Here is a 20,594-nt window from a genome sequence, read left to right as displayed (position 1 = left end):
GCTGCAAGCCGCAGCCGGAGAGCGCCGGATCGTGTACTGCGACAGGCAACTGGCCAGGGTGCTCCGGCCGCTCCGGCCGCGCCCTCCGGTGACGACGGCGCGTACGTCACGCCGCTGGTCCGCAAGCTCGCCGCCGAGAACGGCGTCGACCTGGGCTCGGTCAAGGGCACCGGCGTCGGCGGCCGTATCCGCAAGCAGGACGTGGTGGCCGCCGCGGAGGCCGCCAAGGCCGCCGCCGCTCCGGCTCCGGCCGCCGCCGCTCCCGCGGCCAAGGCCGCGCCGAAGCTCGAGGCGTCGCCGCTGCGCGGTCAGACGGTCAAGATGACCCGCATGCGCAAGGTCATCGGCGACAACATGATGAAGGCGCTGCACTCGCAGGCCCAGCTGACCTCGGTCCTCGAGGTCGACATCACCAAGCTGATGAAGCTGCGCAACCAGGCGAAGGAGTCCTTCGCCGCCCGTGAGGGCGTCAAGCTGTCCCCGATGCCGTTCTTCGTGAAGGCGGCGGCCCAGGCGCTGAAGGCCCACCCGGTCGTCAACGCCCGGATCAACGAGGACGAGGGCACCATCACGTACTTCGACTCGGAGAACATCGGCATCGCCGTGGACGCCGAGAAGGGTCTGATGACCCCGGTCATCAAGGGTGCGGGCGACCTGAACATCGCCGGTATCGCGAAGAAGACCGCGGAGCTGGCCGGCAAGGCGCGCGGTGGCGGGCTCACCCCGGACGACATGTCCGGTGCGACCTTCACCGTCAGCAACACCGGTTCGCGCGGTGCGCTGTTCGACACGGTCATCGTGCCGCCGAACCAGGCAGCCATCCTGGGCATCGGTGCCACGGTCAAGCGTCCGGCGGTCATCGAGACCGCCGAGGGCACCGTCATCGGCGTCCGCGACATGACCTACCTGTCGCTCTCCTACGACCACCGTCTGGTGGACGGCGCGGACGCCGCCCGCTACCTGACCACGGTCAAGGCGATCCTCGAAGCGGGCGAGTTCGAGGTCGAGCTCGGCCTCTGAGCCGTCCGGCTGTAACCAGCCTCACCAGCGGCGCCCCCGTCCGGAACCCCTCCGGGCGGGGGCGCCGCCGTATTGTCTAAGGGCTGTCCCGCCAGGGATGACGGGACAGCCCTTGGACACCGCCGGTCACCTCCGGCCGCCGTGTCGGCGCAGGCAGCACCGGTTCGCCCCGAAGGAGCCCCCATGACCCCGCCCGTCGTCCACTCGCTGCGCGAGCAGATCCGCGAGCACATCGTGGAGGGGATCGTCAGCGGGCGCTGGAAGCCGGGCGAGCGGATCGTGGAGCGCCGCATCGCCACCGAGCTGGAGGTCAGCCAGACACCCGTGCGCGAGGCGCTGCGGGAGCTGGAGACCCTGCGGCTGATCGAGTCGGCGCCCAACAAGGGCGTGCGGGTGCGCAGTCTCAGCGCGGCCGATCTGGAGGAGAGCTACCCGGTGCGGGCCGGGCTGGAGCAGATGGCGGCGGAGCTGGCGGCCCCGGCGCTCGCCGAGGACTGCTCGGCGCTCGCCCCGCACGTGGCGGCGCTGTACGAGGCGGACCGGCTGGCCGACGGCGAGGCGCAGGTGCGGCACACGGTGGCCTTCCACCGGGAGCTGGTGCGGGCCGCCGGGAACACCGTGCTGCTGCACACCTGGGAGGGTCTGGGCATCGAGGTGTTCACGGCCCTGTCGATCCGGTGGCTGGGCACGGTGCAGAAGTCGTACGCGGAGGAGCACGAGGCGCTCATCGAGGCGTTCCTGCGGCGGGATCCGCAGATCGCCGTCCTGGTGAAGGAGCACGTCCTCGGGTGCGCGCCGCGCGCCTGAGGACCGCCGGACCGCCGCGCCCATCTGCGGTGCGGGGCGCTCGACCGTGCAGGTCAGTGCCCGTTTCACCCCCCTTGGTCCCGTCACTGGGTGCCCTGTTCCGCGGCACCGCATGCCACTTTTCTTCATATCGAGAAGTTTTGCCCTTCACCCTTTGATCGATCATCGATCGGCGACTTACAGTTCACTCGCGGGCCCACCGGCCCGATCGCCCTGTCCTGCCAGTCAGGGCCTTCTCCACCCCCCTCCACTCCGGAAGGCGGCGATCATGACCGACCCCGTAGCAAAGCTTCCGAGCGAGCTCGACCAGCTCCCGGACCGCGACCCCGAGGAGACCGCCGAGTGGGCGGCCTCCCTGGACGCCGTCACCGAGGCCGCGGGCCCGCACCGCGCCGCGTACCTGATGCGGCGTTCGCTCCAGCACGCCGAGGGCGCCGGCATCGCGCTGCCCAAGCTGCTGGAGACCGATTACGTCAACACCGTCCCCACCTCCGCCGAGCCCGCGTTCGACGGCGACCTGGAGATGGAAACGAAGATCACCGCGTGGAACCGCTGGAACGCGGCCGCGATGGTGACCCGGGGAGCCCGGTACGGCGTCGGCGGTCACATCGCCACGTTCGCCTCGGCCGCCTGGCTGTACGAGACCGGCTTCAACCACTTCTTCCGCGGCAAGGAAGGTGACGGCTCCGGCGACCAGCTCTACATCCAGGGCCACGCCTCGCCCGGCATCTACGCCCGCGCCTTCCTCGACGGCCGCCTCTCCGAGCAGCAGCTCGACCGCTTCCGCCAGGAGTCGGGCGGCGACGGCCTGCCCTCCTACCCGCACCCGCGGCGGCTGCCCTGGCTGTGGGAGTTCCCCACGGTGTCGATGGGCCTCGGCCCCCTCTCGGCGATCTACCAGGCGCGCTTCAACCGCTATCTGACCAACCGCGGCATCAAGGACACGTCGAACTCGCACGTCTGGGCCTTCCTGGGCGACGGCGAGATGGACGAGCCCGAGTCGACCGCGGCCCTCGCCCTCGCGGCCCGTGAGCAGCTCGACAACCTGACCTTCGTCATCAACTGCAACCTGCAGCGCCTCGACGGCCCGGTGCGGGCCAACTTCCGTGTGGTGCAGGAGCTGGAGGGCGCGTTCCGCGGGGCCGGCTGGAACGTCGTCAAGACGCTCTGGGGCAACGCCTGGGACGAGCTGTTCCAGCTGGACACCACGGGCGCGCTGATCCGCCGCCTCCGCGAGGTCCCGGACGCGCAGTTCCAGACGTACGCGACGCGCGACGTGGCGTACATCCGCGAGCACTTCTTCGGCAGCGACCCCGCGCTCGTCGCGCTGGCGCAGCTCCTGAGCGACGCGAAGATCGCCGAGTGCTTCTACAGCTCCCGCGGCGGCCACGAGGCCCGCAAGGTGTACGCGGCCTACCGCGCCGCGCTGGCGCACAAGGGCGCGCCGACCGTGATCCTGGCCCAGACGGTCAAGGGCTACACGCTCGGCAAGGGCTTCGAGTCCAAGAACGCCAACCACCAGATGAAGAAGCTGTCGACCGACGAGTTCAAGGGCATGCGCGAGCTGCTCGGCCTCCCGATCCCGGACAGCGCCTTCGAGGACGGGCTGGTCCCCTACGGCCACCCCGGCGCCGACTCCCCCGAGGTCCGCTACCTCCAGGAGCGCCGCGCCGCCCTCGGCGGTCCCGCTCCGGCCCGCCGGATGCACGCCTCCGCTCCGCTGCCGCAACCCGAGGAGCGCGCCTTCAAGGCCCTGTACAAGGGGTCGGGCAAGCAGGAGATGGCGACCACCATGGCGTTCGTCCGCCTGGTGAAGGACCTGATGCGGGACAAGGAGACCGGCAGGCGCTGGGTCCCGATCGTCCCGGACGAGGCCCGTACCTTCGGTATGGAGTCGCTGTTCCCCTCGGCAGGCATCTACTCGCCGCTCGGCCAGACGTACGAGCCGGTCGACCGCGACCAGCTGATGTACTACAAGGAGGCCAAGGACGGCCAGATCCTCAACGAGGGGATCACCGAGGCCGGGGCCATGGCCGACTTCATCGCCGCCGCCTCGTCGTACGCGACACACGGCGAGACGATGATCCCCTTCTACATCTTCTACTCGATGTTCGGCTGGCAGCGGACCGGCGACCAGATGTGGCAGCTCGCCGACCAGCTCGGCAAGGGCTTCATCGTCGGCGCCACCGCCGGACGGACGACCCTGACGGGTGAGGGCCTCCAGCACGCGGACGGCCACTCCCACCTGATCGCGTCCACGAACCCCGCGTCGCTCAACTACGACCCGGCGTTCGCGTACGAGATCGCGGTGATCGTCAAGGACGGCCTGCGGCGGATGTACGGCCAGGCCGCCCCCGGCGAGGACTCGGACGTCTTCTACTACCTGACGGTCTACAACGAGCCGAAGCAGCAGCCCGCGATGCCGGAGGGCGTCGAGGAGGGCATCGTCAAGGGCCTGTACCGCTTCAAGGAGGGCACCCCCGCCGCGGCGGACGCCCCCCGGATCCAGCTGCTGGGCTCCGGCACGGCGATCCACTGGGTGCTGGAGGCACAGGAGCTGCTCGCCGCCGACTGGGGCGTCACGGCCGACGTGTGGTCCGCCACCTCGTGGGGCGAGCTGCGCCGCGACGCGCTGGAGTCGGACGAGGCGCTGCTGCGCGGCGAGGAGCGGGTGCCGTACGTGACCCAGGCGCTGTCGGGTGCGCCGGGCCCGGTCCTCGCGGTCAGCGACTGGATGCGCGCGGTCCCGGACCAGATCGGCCAGTGGGTGGAGCAGGACTGGTCCTCGCTCGGCACGGACGGCTTCGGCCTCTCCGACACCCGCGAGGGCGCCCGCCGCCACTTCGGTGTCGACCCGCAGTCCGTCACCGTCGCCGCGCTGGCCCAGCTGGCGCGCCGCGGCGAGATCCCGGTCTCGAAGGTCAAGGAGGCCCGGGAGAAGTACGGGATGTGAGTCCCGGCACGGGGGCGGGTACCGGGCGGCCCGGTACCCGCCCCCGTGGTGCGTGCGGGTCCGCCCCACAATGGGGTCCATGCGTGCTGCCCGGCTGATCAAGATGGTGCTGCTCCTGCAGTCCCGGCCCTCCATGACCGCCGCCGAACTGGCGCGGGAGCTGGAGGTGTCGGCGCGCACCGTGACCCGGGACGCCCAGGCGCTCTCCGAGGCCGGGGTCCCGGTGTACGCCGACCGCGGCCGGACCGGCGGCTACCGCCTCGTGGGCGGCTACCGGACGCGGCTCACCGGGCTGGCCCGCCACGAGGCCGAGGCGCTCTTCCTGTCCGGACTGCCGTCCGCGCTGCGCGAGATGGGCCTGGACGACGCGGCCTCGGCCGCCCGGCTGAAGGTCTCGGCGGCCCTGCTCCCCTCGCTCAGGGACGCCTCGCACACCGCCGCGCAGCGCTTCCACCTGGACGCCCCCGGCTGGTACCAGGACCCGGTCACCCCCGAGCTGCTGCCCGCCGTCGCGGAGGCCGTCTGGGACGACCGGCTGGTCCGCGCCCGGTACCGCCGGAGCCCTTCGGACGAGGTGGAGCGGGAGCTCGCCCCGTACGGGCTCGTCCTGAAGGCGGGCGTCTGGTACCTCTGCGCGCGGGCCGGGGACGACTTCCGGGTGTACCGGATCGACCGGTTCGCCGGCGTCGCCGTCTCGGAGAGCCGCTTCGCGCGGGACGAGGGCTTCGACCTGCCGGGCTTCTGGGCGGAGCGGGCCGCGCAGTTCGCCCGGTCGATCCTGCGCGCGGAGGTGACCGTACGGCTCTCGGAGCGGGGGGTGCGGCTGCTGCCGCACGTCGTGGACCGGGCCGCCGCCGACGAGGCGCTGGCCGGGACCGCGGAGCCGGACGCCGACGGGCTGCGGACGGTGGTGCTGCCGGTCGAGTCCGAGGAGGTCGCGTACAGCCAGCTGCTGGCCCTCGGGGCCGAAGCGGAGGTCCTGGCCCCCGCCACCCTGCGCGAACGCTTTGCCGACACGGCCGAACGGCTGCGCGAGCTCTACCGCTGAGGGACCCCGTACGTGAGGCCGAAGGCTTCATTTCGGTGTCTGGGCGTGCGTCGCCCGCCGCCGGGGCAGATGCTGGACCCGTGATGGACGAGACGGAGTTCTGGGAGATCGTCGACAGCACCCGCGCGGCCGCCGGAGGCGACCCCGAGGACCACGCCGACCTGCTCGTCGAGCGGCTGGTGCGGCTCGACCCGGACTCCGTGCTGGACTTCGCCCGGCACTTCGAGGCGCGGTACAACCGCGCGTACCGCTGGGACCTGTGGGGCGCGGCGGCCGTGCTGCTCGGCGGGGCGAGCGACGACGCGTTCGACTACTTCCGCTGCTGGCTGATCGCCCAGGGCCGGGAGGTCTTCGAGGGTGCGGTGCACGACCCGGACGCGCTCGCCGAGCTGCTGGAGGACTTCGACGAGGAGGCCGACGGGGACGGCGAGGACCTCGGTTACGCCGCCGACGAGGCCTACGAGCAGCTGACCGGCGTGGTCGCACCCGATCTGGGGCTGCCGCCCCAGGCCGCGGAGCCCGCGGGCACGCCCTTCGGCGTCGACGACGACACGGCGCTGGCGGAGCGCTTCCCGGCGCTCTGGGAACGCTTCGGGCCGGTCTGACTCCCGCGGCCCGGGACCGCCGGGTGCCCTCCGGCGCGCCCGGGGGGTCAGGCGGTCAGCGAACGGCCCATCAGGACGTCGTCGACGTACCGCCCGCCCAGGAAGAACTCGCCCGGCAGCACGCCCTCGACGGCGAAGCCCTCGGCCGCGTAGAGGGCCCGCGCGGCGGTGTTGTGGCCGAGTACGCGCAGGGTGAGCCGCCCGGCGCCCAGACGGCGCGCCTCGGCCACGGAGGCCCGCAGCAGGGTGCGGGCGACGCCCCGGCGCCGTGCCCAGTCCGCGACGGCGAGGCCCTGTATCTGGCGGACGTGGGCGTTGCAGGCGAGCGGGGTGGGGCGGGCGAGCCGCAGGTAGCCGGCCGGGCGCACCTCGCCGGTGCCGGTGACCGCGTCGGCGACCAGGAAGTCGCCGGGCGGGTGCCGGTCGTCGAAGAAGGGCTCGTACGGCGGCTGCGGTCTCGGCTGCACGGAGTGGAGGGTCGACCAGGCGGCCCGGTCGAGTTCCCCGAGCGCGGTCCCGTCGCCGGGAACGGCGTGGCGGACGGGGCGCAGGGAACGGAACCGGGGTGTGGACACCGGTGCCACTGTGCCATGCGTGTTCCGGGCCTCCCCCCCCGGCGCTCCTCTCCCGCGTGAGCGGGCACGCATGGGGCAGGATGGACCGCATGCTGCGTTCCCGAATCGCCGTCACCGGATCGACCGGCCTCATCGGAGCGGCGCTGGTGCGCTCGCTGCGTTCCGACGGGCACGAGGTGGTGCGCCTGGTGCGCCGCCCCGCCGCCGCGGGCGACGAGGTGGAGTGGGACCCGGGGCGCCAGTACGTCGACGTGGCGGGCCTGGTCGGCTGCGACGCGGTCGTCCACCTGGCGGGCGCCGGGGTGGGTGACCACCGGTGGACGGAGGCCTACAAGCGGGAGATCCGCGACAGCCGGGTGCTGGGCACGGCGGCCGTGGCCGAGGCGCTCGCCTCCCTCGACACGCCGCCGAAGGTCCTGCTGTCCGGCTCCGCGATCGGCTTCTACGGCGACACCGGCGACCGCGCGGTCGACGAGAGCGCTCCGCCCGGCGAGGGTTTCCTGCCGTCGGTGTGCGTGGAGTGGGAGGACGCGACGGCGCCCGCCGAGGAGGCGGGCGTGCGGACGGTCCACGTGCGGACCGGTCTGGTCGTGTCCCGGGAGGGCGGGGCCTGGGGGCGTCTGTTCCCGCTGTTCAAGGCGGGGCTCGGCGGACGGATGGGGAACGGCCGGCAGTACTGGAGCTTCATCGCGCTGCACGACCACGTCGCGGCCCTGCGGCACATCCTGGACACCGAGACGCTGTCCGGCCCGGTGAATCTGACGGGCCCCTCCCCCGTGACGAACAGCGAGGTGACGGCCGCCATGGGCCGGGTGCTGCGGCGCCCGACGCTGTTCACCGCCCCGGCGCCCGCGCTCCGGCTGGCGCTGGGCGACTTCGCCGGGGACGTCCTGTCCAGCCAGCGGGTGCTGCCCGGCCAACTTCTGGATTCGGGCTTCGTGTTCGCCTTTCCCGGCGTCGACGACGCCATCCGCGCCGCGCTGCGCTGATCACCTCCCGGCCTGCCCGGAGCCGTCCTCCGGGCCTCCGTGCGACCCCGTGCACCGGTGCCCGGGGTGCGCGCGTCTGCGCCGCTCCCGGCCACCCTCCTAGCCTCTACCCGAATCCGGGCGTTCCCGGGGCCTGTCGGGGGCAGTAGCCACCCAGCAGCCGCACCGACACGGGGAGGGGCACGTGCTGAGGGCACAGACATCGGACCACGCGGATGTGGTCATCATCGGAGCCGGGACGGCCGGCCTGTCCGCGGCCCACCAGCTGGTCCGCGCAGGAGTCCAGGTCACCGTCCTGGAGGCCGCCGACCGGGTGGGCGGCCGGATGGCCACCGACGAACTGGACGGCTTCCGGCTCGACCGGCTGGGACCGCTGCTCGGTTCCGGGTATCCGGGGCTGAGCAGGGCCCCGGGCCTCGACGGGCTGGCCCTGCGGGACTTCGCCCCCGGGGTGCTCGTCCACAGCGGGGGGCGGCGGTACCGCTCCGGAGACATACGGAGCACCCGGGGCGCACTTCGCGCGGCGCGCTCCCGACCGAGCGCCCCTGACGCGCCCCTCGGCGGGGCGATCGAACAGGCCAGGCTCGGGGCCTGGCTGGCGCGCCTGGCCGCCACGCCCGCGTCCCGGATCCTGGCCCGGCCCGACCGGGCCGCGCTGGACGCCCTGTCGACGCGCGGCCTCTCGCCCCGGGTCGTCGGCGGCTTCCTGCAACCCCTGCTGTCGGCGCTGCTCGGGGACCCCGGGCTCACGACGTCGAGCCGGATGGCCGACCTGGCCCTGCGGGACTACGCGCGGGGCCGGCTGTGCGTCCCCTCGGGGGGATCCGCGACGCTGCCCGGGCTGCTGGCCGCCGCCCTGCCGCCCGGGACCGTGCGCACCGGGGTGCACGTGACGGCCGCCGACACCACGTCCGTACGGACCGAGGAGCACGGCGAACTCAGCTGCAGGTCCCTCCTGCTGGCCACCGGGGCGGGAGCGGCGGCGGAGCTGCTGCCGGGGCTGCGGACACCCGCCTTCCACCCGGTGACGGTGCTGCACCACACCGCCGCCCAGGCACCGCCGACGGGAGCCCGGCTGCTGCTGGACGCGGACCGCTCGGGTCCGGTGGCCCACACGGCCGTGATGAGCGAGGTGGACCCCTCGCGCGCACCGCACGGCCGGGCCCTGATCACGTCGACGGTGCTCGGTCCCCCGCCGCCGGACCTCGACAGCACGGTGCGCACGCACCTCGCCGCGCTGTACGGCACCCCGACCGGCGACTGGGAGCTGCTGGCCGCCCACCACACCGCCGAGGCGGTGCCCGCCATGTCACCGCCGCACGATCCCGAGCGGCCGGTCCGGCTGCTCGCCGGGCTGTACGTGTGCGGCGACCACCGCGACACCAGCACCGTCCGGGGCGCGCTGCACTCGGGGAGGCGTGCCGCCTCGGCGATCATGGGCGACCTGGGAGTGCACCGGCCGCAGGAGGACGGTCCGGAGCTGCCCGCGGCCGCGTAGGCCCGCCGGCCCGCCGCCCCGGGACACGCCGGGCCGGCGGGTCCGCCGGGTCCGGGGTCCGGCGGGTCCGGCGTGCCCGGGGCGTACGGCACGCTCCGGCGGGTCCGGACGCTCCGGGCGCGGCCGGTCCCGCTCCCGGCCCCCGGGTCAGCCCAGGGCGGCGACCCGTTCGCGGTATCCGCGCACGGCGGCGGCGTCCCGGTAGGGCTCCAGGCGGCGCTCGAAGTCGCGTACGTACTCCGTCGCGCGCACCGACCGCATCTCGGCCGCCTGCTGGGCCGCCTCGGCGCCCAGCCGGCAGGCCTGGTCCAGCTCGCCGAGCCCGAGCCGGGCGGAGGCGAGCACCACCCGGCAGAACAGCCTGCTCCGGGCGTATGCGGGTGCGCGCAGCTGGAGGGAGCGTTCGGCGTGCTGGGCGGCGACCCGGTACTGCTGCAGATCGCGGTGGCAGTGGCCGAACTCGTCGGCGAGCTGGGCCTCGTCGAAGTAGCCGGCCCAGTGCGGGACGTCGTCCCCGGGCCGGGAGATCCCCAGGGCGCGTTCGGCGCGGACGAGCGCGGCGACGCAGGCCCTGCTCTCGCCGAGGACGCCGTGTCCGCGCGCCTCGGCCGAGTGCAGCAGCGCCAGGACGACGGGCGGTGCGGACGGTCCGATGCCCTGCTGGGCGACGCGCGCGAGCTGGACGGCCTCCCTGCCGTGCCCGAGGTACACCGCCTGCCGGCTCATCGTGACCAGGACGAAGGCGCCGTAGGCCCGGTCCCCCGCGGCCTGGGCGAGCCGCAGCGCCTGGACGAAGTAGCGCTGGGCGAGGCCGTGCGCCGCGATGTCGTACGAGGTCCAGCCCGCCAGCCGGGTCAGATCGGCCGCGGCGGAGAACAGCCTGCGGCCGATGGCCTCGCCGTAGCTGCCGCGGAGCATGGGCTCGGCCTCGTGTTCGAGGTAGCGGACGAGGGCCTGCCGGGCGTGGCCGCCGCCGTAGGCGTTGTCCAGCGTCCGGAAGAGCTCGCCCACCGACCGCAGGGCGGCGACGTCGCCGCTGCCGACCCGCTGGCCCGCGCCCCGCTCGGTCTGCCGCTGGCGCGGGACCGCCGGGGACGGCAGCGCCGGCGGCGCGGGAGCGGGCGGGCGGACGGAGCCGGGGCCGCGCTGCCCCGCGGCCCGCGGGGCATGCGCGGCCGGTCCGGGCGCCTGCAGGGTGCCGGTCCCGTGGGCGGCCGGGTGGGGTCCCTGCGGGGGCCGGGCCCCGTGGGCCTCGGCGGGTGTGCGCGGGGCGGGCAGGCCGACGGCGGCGCCCGCCCGGTCCGGCGGCTCGGCACGGCCGGACCACTCGTCGGCCCGCCCGATCAGCCAGTCCCGGCTGGGAACGACCAGCCCGGCGGGCGTGAAGGCGATCTTGCGCAGCTCCGCGTGGCTGCCCGTGTCCTTGCGCCACAGCCCGCTGACGATGTCGACGGCCTCGGTGGGCGTGGCCGCGAACTCCAGCCCGGCGTAGACGGGCGCGCACGCGTCCAGGCCGAGGTCCTGGGCGGAGAGCCGGCGCCCGAGCCGCCTGGTGAAGACCTCGGCGATCAGCGCGGGGGTGGTGCCCCGGGGCTGCTGGCCGCGCAGCCAGCGGGTGACCGAGGTCTTGTCGTACCGCAGATCCAGCCCGTGTTCGAGGCCGAGCTGGTCCACACGGCGGGCCAGGCCCGCATGCGAGAACCCGGCCTCCGCGATGAGGGCAGCGAGCCGCCGGTTCGGGGTGCGCTGCGGAGGTCGTTCCGACATCAGCTGTAAGGTCTCCTGCCTTCGGCGCCGGGCGGGCGGCCCTCACGGGCTCCCCCACGAGGGAGCGGGCGAGCCCGTTATGGAACGGCGCGAACTTAACGGCCGCGACAGGGGTCCCGAGGGGCTTCGCTCCGCGTTCATCCGATCGTGTGAGGATTGTCGGATCGCTGACGAAATCGGCCCGCGCACCACCTGCCGGACCCCGTACCCCCGAACGGTCGTACAGTGGCCGGGGGCGCACATCAGTGCATGGCGACGTGGCTCCGGGACTCCCCCGGCCTCCGCGGCGCCGCGAACAGGAAGGCACCCGAGTGAGTGAGCTGCGGTTCGTCCGTCTCGGTCTCGGCGAGGAAGCGGTCGACTACCAGGAGGCGTGGCAGAAGCAGCGCGAGGTGCACGCCGCCCGGTTCGAGGACACCGTCCCGGACACCTGCCTGCTGCTGGAGCACCCGCCCGTCTACACGGCGGGCCGGCGGACCACGCAGGCCGAGCGGCCGCTGGACGGCACCCCCGTCGTCGACGTCGACCGCGGCGGGAAGATCACCTGGCACGGCCCGGGACAGCTGGTCGGCTACCCGATCATGAAGCTGCCCCGCCCGGTCGACGTGGTCGCCCACGTCCGCCGTCTGGAGGACGCGCTGATCCGCACGGCCGCCGAGTTCGGCGTGGAGACCACCCGGGTCGAGGGCCGCAGCGGCGTCTGGGTCCTCGGCGACCCGGTCGCGGAGCGTCCCGCCCTCGGAGGGCTCGCGCTGGACTTCGATCCCCGGCTGCACGACGAGGAGTTCGACCCGCGGCTGAACGGCCCCGAGTACGCGCCGTCCAACGCGGGCCAGCGCCGCGAGGACCGCAAGCTGGCGGCGATCGGCATCCGGGTGGCCAAGGGCGTGACGATGCACGGCTTCGCCCTCAACGTGAATCCTGACAACACCTGGTTCGACAGGATCGTGCCGTGCGGCATCCGGGACGCCGGGGTGACCTCGCTGTCGTACGAGCGGGGCCGGGAGATCACGGTCGGGGAGGTCCTCCCGGTCGTCGAGAAGCACCTGCGGGACGTGCTGGAGCACGCCGACCTGGCACCGCGTGCCGTCGGCGCCCCGGAGCCCCCGCGGGCCGCCGCGACGGCCTGAGGCGCCCGCGCGGGCCCCGGAATAGGGCCCGCCTGCCACAGGTTGGGCATAGGTGAGACCGTTCTAACCACGGGCGTACCCTGGTGTTCGCCGAAGAATCCAATGCAGCGAAAGCAAAGGGGTGCCGGAGTGTCCGGTGTCGCACCCGACGGGCGCAAGATGCTGCGCCTGGAGGTCCGAAACAGCCAGACCCCCATCGAGCGCAAGCCCGAGTGGATCAAAACCCGGGCGAAGATGGGCCCCGAGTACACGAAGATGCAGGCGCTCGTGAAGAGCGAGGGGCTGCACACCGTGTGCCAGGAGGCCGGCTGCCCGAACATCTACGAGTGCTGGGAGGACCGCGAGGCGACGTTCCTCATCGGCGGCGACCAGTGCACCCGGCGCTGCGACTTCTGCCAGATCGACACGGGCAAGCCGCAGGCGCTGGACCGCGACGAGCCCCGCCGCGTCGGCGAGTCCGTCGTCACGATGGACCTGAACTACGCCACGATCACCGGCGTCGCGCGCGACGACCTGGACGACGGCGGCGCATGGCTGTACGCGGAGACCGTGCGGCAGATCCACGCCCAGACCGCGGAGCGGGAGAGCGGCGCCACGAAGGTGGAGCTGCTCATCCCCGACTTCAACGCGGAGCCCGCGCAGCTCGCCGAGGTGTTCTCCTCCCGCCCCCAGGTGCTCGCGCACAACGTCGAGACGGTCCCCAGGATCTTCAAGCGGATCCGGCCCGGCTTCCGTTACGAGCGCTCCCTGGAGGTCATCACCCGGGCCCGTGAGGCCGGTCTGGTGACGAAGTCCAACCTGATCCTCGGCATGGGCGAGACCCGCGAGGAGGTCAGCGAGGCGCTCCAGGACCTGTACGACGCGGGGTGCGAGCTCATCACGATCACGCAGTACCTCCGGCCCTCGCCGCGGCACCACCCGGTCGAGCGCTGGGTGAAGCCGCACGAGTTCGTGGAGCTGAAGGACGAGGCCGACGCGATCGGTTACTCCGGTGTCATGTCGGGGCCGCTGGTGCGTTCCTCGTACCGCGCCGGCCGCCTGTTCCAGCAGGCGATGGAGCGGCGCGGCGCGACCGCCGCGAGCGCGTCCGCCGTGTGAATCGGCACACAAGAGGTTACTGAACAGTAATAGCCGCAGCGACGCGGTCCGTACGCCCCTTCGCAGGTAGGGGGCCCGTATGGGCCGCGTCGGCGTGCGCGGCGCCGAAATCAGGGTTTCATTGGTGTTTGACCGACCGGTCATGCACTGGTAACACCGAGCAGTGACCCTAGGTACACACGCGGTGGCTCCCACGGCCACCGCCGTCACTGCTTCCCGCTACTCAGTGCGCGCCGGACGCGCGCATCCGCTCCGAGGGGGAACATCCACGATGCACGCCGCACCGGTACGAGCCACCACCATGCCCACCGTCACCACGGCACTCCGTGCCGTCGAGTCGCTGCTGATGGGCAGCGGCCAGCGCACCGCCCGCCGCAACGCCTGGACGGCGGTCCTGGAGGACCGCCGCAGGGCCCAGGACCGCGTCGAGGCGGAGCACGTACTGAGGGCCGTGGCCGACCACCGTTCCTAGGTCGCTCCCGCGCCACGTAAACTTCGCTCCATGGCGAGGAAGGCAAACACGGAAGGCGCGGACAGCGCCGAGAACGCGGGGCGGCTCAAGCAGATCGCCCTGACCTACAAGATGACCAGGCGGACGGACCCCAAGGTGGGTCTGGTCGTCGCGGGTGTGGGAATCATCACCTTCGGTGTCCTCCTCGCCATCGGTTTCCTGATCGGTCACCCTGTCTACGCGGGAATCCTGGGCTTCGTCCTGGCCTTCCTCGCGATGGCGATCATCTTCGGACGGCGTGCCGAGCGCGCGGCCTTCGGTCAGATGGAGGGGCAGCCCGGCGCGGCCGCGGCGGTGCTGGACCGGGTGGGCCGCGGGTGGACCACCACCCCGGCCGTCGCGATGAACCGCAGCCAGGACGTCGTCCACCGGGCGGTCGGCAAGGCGGGCATCGTGCTGGTGGCCGAGGGCAACCCGAACCGGGTGAAGGGCCTGCTGGCCGCCGAGAAGAGGCGGATGGCCCGCATCGTGGTGGACGTGCCGGTGCACGACATCATCGTCGGTGACGGCGAGGGCCAGGTGCCGCTGAAGAAGGTGCGCACCACCATGCTGAAGCTCCCGCGCGTCCTGACCGGCCCGCAGGTGACCGCGGCCAACGACCGGCTGCGCGCGATGGGCGACCTGATGAGCAACATGCCGCTGCCGAAGGGCCCCATGCCGAAGGGCATGCGGATGCCGCGCGGCGGAAAGATGCGCTGACCGAGCACCCGTGCGAGGAGCGGCCCCGGACGATCACGTCGTCCGGGGCCGCTCTCCTGTTCCGGGGCGCTGTCCAGGGGCCGTCGGGCCGTCCGTCAGGTGCGGACCTGGACGGCGCGGGCGAGCCGGTCGTGCAGGCCGCGGCTGTCCCGGTCCCAGACGACGGCTGGGATCACCAGGAGGAGGAGCACGGTCCGCAGGACGACCCGGACGACACCGAGGCGTCCGCCGTCCTCGGCGATGACCCGCAGCCCGAGGATCCGCTTGCCCGGGGTGGAACCCAGAGTTCCGACCGTCAGCAGGCTCATGACGAGGAAGACGCCGAGCGCCCAGTTCCCCGCGGCCTGCTGGTCACCGCGCGCGAGGAGCCCGTATGCGATCAGCATGCTCACGGCCCAGTCGATGAAGAGCGCCCCGAAACGCCGGCCGAGCGGGGCCACGGATCCCGGGCCCTCCGGGGGCAGACCGAGGCGCTCGCCCCGGTGGCCGAAGTCGGCGCCCATCTCCTCGGCCGCCGCGCGCGGCCCCGAGAGCCACGATCCGATTGCTTGCCTGTTGTCCACCCGTCCACGGTACTGCGCCCACGTTTGCACCCGGCCGGGCGGGGCACGGAACACGTCGCCGAGATGCCGCCCGGAACCGGGCTGGTTAACTTGTGCGAAACAAATGGGTCATGCTGGAGAAATCCCGTCTGCCTATGGTCGGGCCCAGCGTGTGCCACCGCACTGGCCGCACGGACGAGCTGCAACCCCGCCCTTTCCCGGGTCGGGAGTAGGAGGAGTTGGATGTTCCAGAACGCCGACGAAGTCCAGAAGTACATCGCCGACAACGACGTCAAGTTCGTCGACGTCCGGTTCTGCGACCTGCCGGGTGTGATGCAGCACTTCACGATCCCGGCGGCGTCCTTCGACCCGGCCGAGGAACTGGCATTCGACGGCTCGTCGATCCGCGGCTTCCAGGCGATCCACGAGTCGGACATGGCGCTGCGCGCCGACCTGTCGACGGCCCGTGTCGACCCGTTCCGCCGCGACAAGACCGTGAACATCAACTTCTTCATCCACGACCCGATCACCGGCGAGCAGTACAGCCGCGACCCGCGGAACGTGGCCAAGAAGGCCGAGGCCTACCTCGCCTCGACGGGCATCGCCGACACGGCGTTCTTCGGCCCCGAGGCGGAGTTCTACGTCTTCGACAACGTCCGCTTCCAGACGTCGGCGAACGAGAGCTTCTACCACATCGACTCCGAGGCCGGCGCCTGGAACACCGGTGCGGTCGAGAACAACCGCGGTTACAAGGTCCGCTACAAGGGCGGCTACTTCCCGACCCCGCCGGTCGACCACTTCGCCGACCTGCGGGCCGAGATCTCCATGGAGCTGGACAAGAACGGCCTCCAGGTCGAGCGCCAGCACCACGAGGTCGGCACCGCCGGCCAGGCCGAGATCAACTACAAGTTCAACACGCTGCTCGCCGCGGCCGACGACCTGATGCTCTTCAAGTACATCGTGAAGAACGTCGCCTGGCGCAACGGCAAGACCGCGACCTTCATGCCGAAGCCGATCTTCGGTGACAACGGCTCGGGCATGCACGTCCACCAGTCCCTGTGGTCCGGCGGCTCCCCGCTGTTCTACGACGAGCAGGGCTACGCGGGCCTCTCGGACGTGGCGCGCTACTACATCGGCGGCATCCTGAAGCACGCCCCGTCGCTGCTGGCGTTCACCAACCCGACGGTGAACTCCTACCACCGCCTGGTCCCGGGCTTCGAGGCGCCGGTCAACATGGTGTACTCGCAGCGCAACCGGTCCGCCGCGATGCGCATCCCGATCACGGGCTCCAACCCGAAGGCCAAGCGCGTCGAGTTCCGCGCCCCGGACCCGTCGTCCAACCCGTACCTCGCCTTCTCGGCGCTGCTGATGGCCGGCCTGGACGGCGTCAAGAACAAGATCGAGCCGCCGGAGCCGATCGACAAGGACCTCTACGAGCTGGCCCCCGAGGAGCACGCGGGCGTCCAGCAGGTCCCGACCTCCCTCCCGGCGGTCCTCGACGCGCTGGAGGCCGACCACGAGTACCTCCAGGCCGGCGGCGTCTTCACGCCCGACCTGATCGAGACGTGGATCGACTACAAGCGCACCAACGAGATCGCCCCGATCCAGCTGCGCCCGCACCCGCACGAGTTCGAGCTGTATTTCGACATCTAGGCCGCGGGCCCCGCACGAAGGCCGCCACCCCGTACCGTCCGGGGGTGGCGGCCTTCGCCGTGGGTGCCGGGTCAGTCGGTCAGCAGGGCACGCAGCTCGGCGACCGCCTCGCGCAGGTGCTGGGCGAAGGCGTGCATCGGGCCGGCCACCGCCCGCGGGGTGCTCAGGTAGAGGTTGAAGCGGTCGGGGAGCAGTACGTAGGCGATGCCGATGCAGGTGCTGCTCGTGGAGCCGAAGCCGAAGTACTGGATGTTCTCGGACGGCGCCGAGCTGGTGCTCAGGTAGTCGTCCCGCATGACGAGCCAGCCCGGGGAGCGGTAGAGGGCGGGCTGTTCGGTGACGCCGAGCTCCTCGCCGCGGCGGCGCTGGATGAGCTCCAGCTCCCAGAGGTGCTGCTCGGGGGCCTCGCCGGCCTGGCACTCCCTGGCCCGCGCCACGTGGGCCGCGGCGGCGGCCCGGAAGGCGGCGCGCCGGGTGTCGCGGTCGGCGCCCGGGTCCTCCATGGCGGCGACGAACGCGGGGGTCTCGGGGGTGACCACGCGCATGGCCTCGGTGCGGCCGTGGCGGTACTGGCGGGTCGCGATCGACTCGTAGGTGGCGCCCAGCCGGCCCTTGGCCCGCTGGTGGGCCAGCTGGTAGGCGGCCTGGACGAAGGCGTCCGGGGAGACGCCGAGCGCCTTGGCGGCCGTGCTGCCGAAGTCCTCGAACGACACGGTGCGGGTCGCGGTGTCGTCGCCGTACGCGGCGAACGCCCCGGCCGCCGCACGCACCTGCGCGCGCAGCGCGTCGTCCAGTGCGAAGGTCAGCGGGTGCGGCACCGGTTCGCCCTGGGGGCGTGCCCCGGATCCGCGGGAGTGCTCGTCCGGCGGGGTGCCGAGCAGCGCGTCGGTGAAGCTGAGGACGGTCGTCCCGTCCAGCTCGCAGTGCTCGACGTTGATGCCGGCCCGGCCGTCCGCGAAGACGACGAAGGAGACGGCCTTGTCGAACCAGCGGTTGCCGCGGTCGCCGTACAGCAGTTCGTCGCAGGCGGCCTGGGTGTCCTCGGGTGCGAGGTCCTCCAGGCAGACGCAGAAGAGGGCCGTCTCGATGTCGTCCAGGGTCCGGGCGTTGCCGGGGTGCCCCTCGGCGAGGGAGGCGCGGGTGGCCGCCCACTCGGCGCGCGCCAGGGTGGTGAGGTGGCCGGCCCGGTCCTCCTCGGGCGTGCGGACGTCCGCCTTGGTGACGGCGCGCAGCCCGGCCTCGATCTCGTCGAGGCTGTGCGGCACCCCGTCCGGTCCGATCACGTCCAGCCGGAACGCGGTGCCCCGGAAGAGGACGACGATGTGCCGCGCCGTGGAGGGGCCGGGGTCCTGTTCGCCGTAGGGGGCGCGCACGGTGTCCAGCGGCACCCCGGGGATGCGGGTCGTGGAGAAGAGGTACCGGTTCTGCACCATCGACTGGGGCACGCCGCGCTGTTCGACCGGGGCGATCAGCCCTTCGTCGAGCTGCCGCTTGTAGTGGAGCGCGCCCGCGACGAGCCCGGCGGCGCGGTCGAGCTGCTCCTCGCCGGTGTCCCGGAAGAGGAAGAAGAAGTTGGCGTTGAGGGCGATCCGGTCGCGGCGGCCGAGGTAGCGGTACGGCCAGAAGGTGTCGAGCCAGCTGTGCACGCCCGGGGTCGCGTCGTACTCCTCCAGTGCCGCGTGCAGGGTCCGGCCGGGGCCGCCGGGCCGCAGGAAGGCGGTGACCTCGGCCTCCGTCGCCGCCCTCTCCTCCTCGGTCAGCAACGGGGCGGACCAGGCGAGGAACCGCTCGCAGCTGGCCTCCAGCGTGGGCAGGGGCACGCGCGGGAGGCTTTCCTCCCGGGCGGAGGCCGCGCCTGCTGCTGCTTCCTGACGGTCGTTCAATGCGGCTCTCTTCTCGGTGAGTGCGGATGGGGATCCATGCGTGCCGGGGGCGGGACCCGCGCGGCACGCCTAGCCGTGCTGCGGCCTGGAGAGGTAGAGCTGAGCGTAGAGCCAGCCGGTCTCCTCCAGCCCGCGCGCGTCGATGCCGGCGGCGGCCATGCCGTCCAGGACGCCGCGCCGCTCCTGCGGGCTCGCGAACCGCCGCTGCCGGAACACCCCGTCGGCCCGGACCGTCCGGTAGCCCAGCTCCGCGAGTGCCTCCTCCACGGGGTCGAACGGGAACATCCGCAGGACGAAGTGCGCCATCCAGGGCAGGCGGCCGTCCTGGGCGCGGACGACTCGGGTGAGGGTGCGTCCGGTGATGTAGCCGATGCACCCGGTCGAGATCACCAGGTCGGTCCCGGCGAGCAGTTCCCGCTGGGCGGGGGTGGGGTCGTCCGCCTCCAGGTCGGCGTGCACGGCGGCGTCGAGGAATCCCGCCTCGCGGGCGTAGGCGAGGGCGGCGGTGGAGGCGTCGAGCCCGGTGAAGTGCAGCGGGTGCGCGGGAGGGCGGGAGCGTGCGAGGTCCCGGTCGCGCTCCAGCAGTGCGGCGCGGGTCGCCGGGCCGCCGCCGTCATAGCGCGCGTACAGCTCGTCCATGGTGGTGTCGTGCTTGAGCAGGGCGGCGTTGATCCCGTACGAGCAGCCGATGTCCAGCACATGGGGGACGGCCACCCGCTCCGTCTCGCGGTACTCCTCGATCAGCTCGGCGAAGCGGGGCTTGGCGAGCTGGGGGACGCGGTAGCCGAGCGGCCGGAGCACCTGGAAGTAGGTGCGGGGGTCGGGCGCGGTGTAGATGTGGTCCAGGGTGACTTTTCCGGACGCGTCGAGACGCAAGGGGCTTCTCCTCGGTGGGGCGCTTGGCGGTCCTGGAGCCGTGCCGGAGGAGTCCTAGTCCAGCAGCTCGTCACCCCGGACGGCCCGGCCCTCGGCGGCCAGGTGTGCGGGCAGGGCGCGGCCGAAGAGCTGGCGGGTGCGTGCCACGCTCCCGATGACGCCGGGGCGCTCGCTGTAGGCGAAGATCGCGCTGTGCCGCGCGAGGCCGCCCCGGACCGGGCTGACCCGGTGCAGCGAGTAGCGGCCCTTGAACAGCTGCAGGTCGCCCGGCCGCAGGGGCAGGCGCTCCGGCCGGGGTGTGCCGCGGCCGTCCAGGACGTTCCGGACGTCGTCGAAACGCTCGTCGTCGGCGGACCGGATGTTCGGGCAGTACTCGAAGGAGCCGCCGTCCTGCGCCTCCTGGGTCAGCATGCTGACCGTGTACTCGTTGGTGTCGAAGTGCCAGGGGTGTTCCATGCCCGGCCGGACGACGTTGAGCACGAGGCCGGAGAGCGGGTCGGCGAGCTCGTGCAGTGCGGGCAGTCCGAAGCAGTCCGCGACGAAGCGCCGGAACGGCGCGTGGGCGTAGAGCCTGCTGATGAGGGCGGTGTCCGGGACGCGGTCACGGGCGACGAACGCGTTGCCGCGCTCGAAGGTGCGCCGGCCGGGGTGGTCCTCGGGCAGCTCCCTGTCGACGTCGATGTTGTAGACGTTCACCGTCTCGACGTCGAAGTACGCGTGCGGGGCGAGGGCGGCGCACTCCTGACGCAGCACCTCGTGCAGTGCCGGGCGGACGAAGTCGGGCAGGACGGTGCAGCCGGCACCGGCCAGTTCACGGCGGGCCCGCGCCACCACGGCGCGGGATGCGGTGCTTCCGGGGTCCGACAGGGGGTAGCGGTCCGTGTCGACCACCTGGTCGAGCGTGATGGCTTGCAGAGTGCTCATTCGACCCTCTCCACGC

Annotated in this window: 18 protein-coding genes; 12 read left to right on the top strand and 6 right to left on the bottom strand. The window is 72.8% G+C overall.

Annotated features, from left to right (window positions below; all coding sequences use genetic code 11):
* The 5 genes from sucB to ABZ172_RS01330 all read left to right on the top strand — a co-directional run.
* Positions 1-1,020 (top strand): 2-oxoglutarate dehydrogenase, E2 component, dihydrolipoamide succinyltransferase (gene sucB, locus ABZ172_RS01350; RefSeq protein WP_356878872.1); only part of this gene is annotated, 1,020 nt, incomplete at its 5' end.
* 183 nt (positions 1,021-1,203) lie between these two features.
* Positions 1,204-1,827, top strand: a complete 624-nt coding sequence (locus tag ABZ172_RS01345; protein WP_356878870.1) for a GntR family transcriptional regulator — start codon at positions 1,204-1,206, stop codon at positions 1,825-1,827.
* Positions 1,828-2,095: 268 nt separating this feature from the next.
* A complete protein-coding gene (aceE, locus tag ABZ172_RS01340; protein WP_356878868.1) occupies positions 2,096-4,780 on the top strand; it encodes a pyruvate dehydrogenase (acetyl-transferring), homodimeric type in 2,685 nt (894 codons plus the stop codon).
* 79 nt (positions 4,781-4,859) lie between these two features.
* Positions 4,860-5,828 (top strand): YafY family protein, encoded by a 969-nt coding sequence (locus ABZ172_RS01335; RefSeq protein WP_356878866.1) that lies wholly within the window; start codon positions 4,860-4,862, stop codon positions 5,826-5,828.
* A gap of 83 nt (positions 5,829-5,911) precedes the next feature.
* Positions 5,912-6,433, top strand: coding sequence for a DUF4240 domain-containing protein (locus tag ABZ172_RS01330; RefSeq protein WP_356878906.1), 522 nt, complete (start codon positions 5,912-5,914; stop codon positions 6,431-6,433).
* 47 nt (positions 6,434-6,480) lie between these two features.
* Here ABZ172_RS01330 and ABZ172_RS01325 read toward each other — a convergent pair whose 3' ends face one another.
* On the bottom strand, positions 6,481-7,008 hold the full coding sequence (locus ABZ172_RS01325; protein WP_356878864.1) for a GNAT family N-acetyltransferase: 528 nt from the start codon (positions 7,006-7,008) through the stop codon (positions 6,481-6,483).
* 89 nt (positions 7,009-7,097) lie between these two features.
* Here ABZ172_RS01325 and ABZ172_RS01320 point away from each other — a divergent pair, with 89 nt between their 5' ends.
* Both ABZ172_RS01320 and ABZ172_RS01315 read left to right on the top strand, forming a co-directional pair.
* Entirely contained in the window at positions 7,098-7,997 is a 900-nt protein-coding gene (locus tag ABZ172_RS01320) for a TIGR01777 family oxidoreductase (protein WP_356878862.1), read from the top strand.
* Positions 7,998-8,181: 184 nt separating this feature from the next.
* Positions 8,182-9,495: an NAD(P)/FAD-dependent oxidoreductase gene (locus ABZ172_RS01315; protein ID WP_356878860.1), complete on the top strand. Its 1,314-nt coding sequence runs from the start codon at positions 8,182-8,184 to the stop codon at positions 9,493-9,495.
* 147 nt (positions 9,496-9,642) lie between these two features.
* On the opposite strand, the gene ABZ172_RS01310 is transcribed toward ABZ172_RS01315, so the two are convergent.
* Positions 9,643-11,262 carry a regulator gene (locus ABZ172_RS01310; RefSeq protein ID WP_356878858.1) on the bottom strand — a complete coding sequence of 540 codons (1,620 nt, stop codon included), beginning with the start codon at positions 11,260-11,262 and terminating at the stop codon, positions 9,643-9,645.
* A gap of 311 nt (positions 11,263-11,573) precedes the next feature.
* Between ABZ172_RS01310 and lipB the strand changes: the two genes are divergently transcribed.
* The 4 genes from lipB (at position 11,574) to ABZ172_RS01290 (ending at position 14,700) form a co-directional block, all read left to right on the top strand.
* A complete protein-coding gene (gene lipB, locus ABZ172_RS01305) occupies positions 11,574-12,392 on the top strand; it encodes a lipoyl(octanoyl) transferase LipB (RefSeq protein ID WP_356878856.1) in 819 nt (272 codons plus the stop codon).
* Between the two features lie 129 nt (positions 12,393-12,521).
* A complete protein-coding gene (gene lipA, locus ABZ172_RS01300; protein WP_356878854.1) occupies positions 12,522-13,490 on the top strand; it encodes a lipoyl synthase in 969 nt (322 codons plus the stop codon).
* Positions 13,491-13,761: 271 nt separating this feature from the next.
* Entirely contained in the window at positions 13,762-13,962 is a 201-nt protein-coding gene (locus ABZ172_RS01295; protein WP_356878852.1) for a hypothetical protein, read from the top strand.
* Positions 13,963-13,992: 30 nt separating this feature from the next.
* The gene (locus ABZ172_RS01290; RefSeq protein WP_356878850.1) at positions 13,993-14,700 is read left to right on the top strand and encodes a DUF4191 domain-containing protein; all 708 of its coding nucleotides are present in this window, start codon (positions 13,993-13,995) and stop codon (positions 14,698-14,700) included.
* 95 nt (positions 14,701-14,795) lie between these two features.
* On the opposite strand, the gene ABZ172_RS01285 is transcribed toward ABZ172_RS01290, so the two are convergent.
* On the bottom strand, positions 14,796-15,263 hold the full coding sequence (locus ABZ172_RS01285; RefSeq protein WP_356878848.1) for an RDD family protein: 468 nt from the start codon (positions 15,261-15,263) through the stop codon (positions 14,796-14,798).
* Between the two features lie 222 nt (positions 15,264-15,485).
* On the opposite strand from ABZ172_RS01285, the gene glnA reads away from it, so the two are divergent.
* On the top strand, positions 15,486-16,895 hold the full coding sequence (glnA, locus tag ABZ172_RS01280) for a type I glutamate--ammonia ligase (protein ID WP_356878846.1): 1,410 nt from the start codon (positions 15,486-15,488) through the stop codon (positions 16,893-16,895).
* A 71-nt stretch (positions 16,896-16,966) separates the two neighbouring features.
* Here glnA and ABZ172_RS01275 read toward each other — a convergent pair whose 3' ends face one another.
* The 3 genes from ABZ172_RS01275 to ABZ172_RS01265 form a co-directional block, all read right to left on the bottom strand.
* Positions 16,967-18,715 (bottom strand): choline/carnitine O-acyltransferase, encoded by a 1,749-nt coding sequence (locus ABZ172_RS01275; protein WP_356878844.1) that lies wholly within the window; start codon positions 18,713-18,715, stop codon positions 16,967-16,969.
* A gap of 132 nt (positions 18,716-18,847) precedes the next feature.
* Positions 18,848-19,654, bottom strand: a complete 807-nt coding sequence (locus ABZ172_RS01270) for a class I SAM-dependent methyltransferase (protein WP_356878842.1) — start codon at positions 19,652-19,654, stop codon at positions 18,848-18,850.
* A 54-nt stretch (positions 19,655-19,708) separates the two neighbouring features.
* Positions 19,709-20,578 (bottom strand): arpA protein, encoded by an 870-nt coding sequence (locus ABZ172_RS01265; protein WP_356878840.1) that lies wholly within the window; start codon positions 20,576-20,578, stop codon positions 19,709-19,711.
* Between the last annotated feature and the right edge of the window lie 16 nt (positions 20,579-20,594).

Source organism: Streptomyces sp. NPDC006296, assembly GCF_040613235.1.
Classification (GTDB): Bacteria; Actinomycetota; Actinomycetes; order Streptomycetales; family Streptomycetaceae; genus Streptomyces.
Note: the sequence above shows the minus strand (reverse complement) of the source record. Positions and strands in the feature narration are given on the sequence as shown.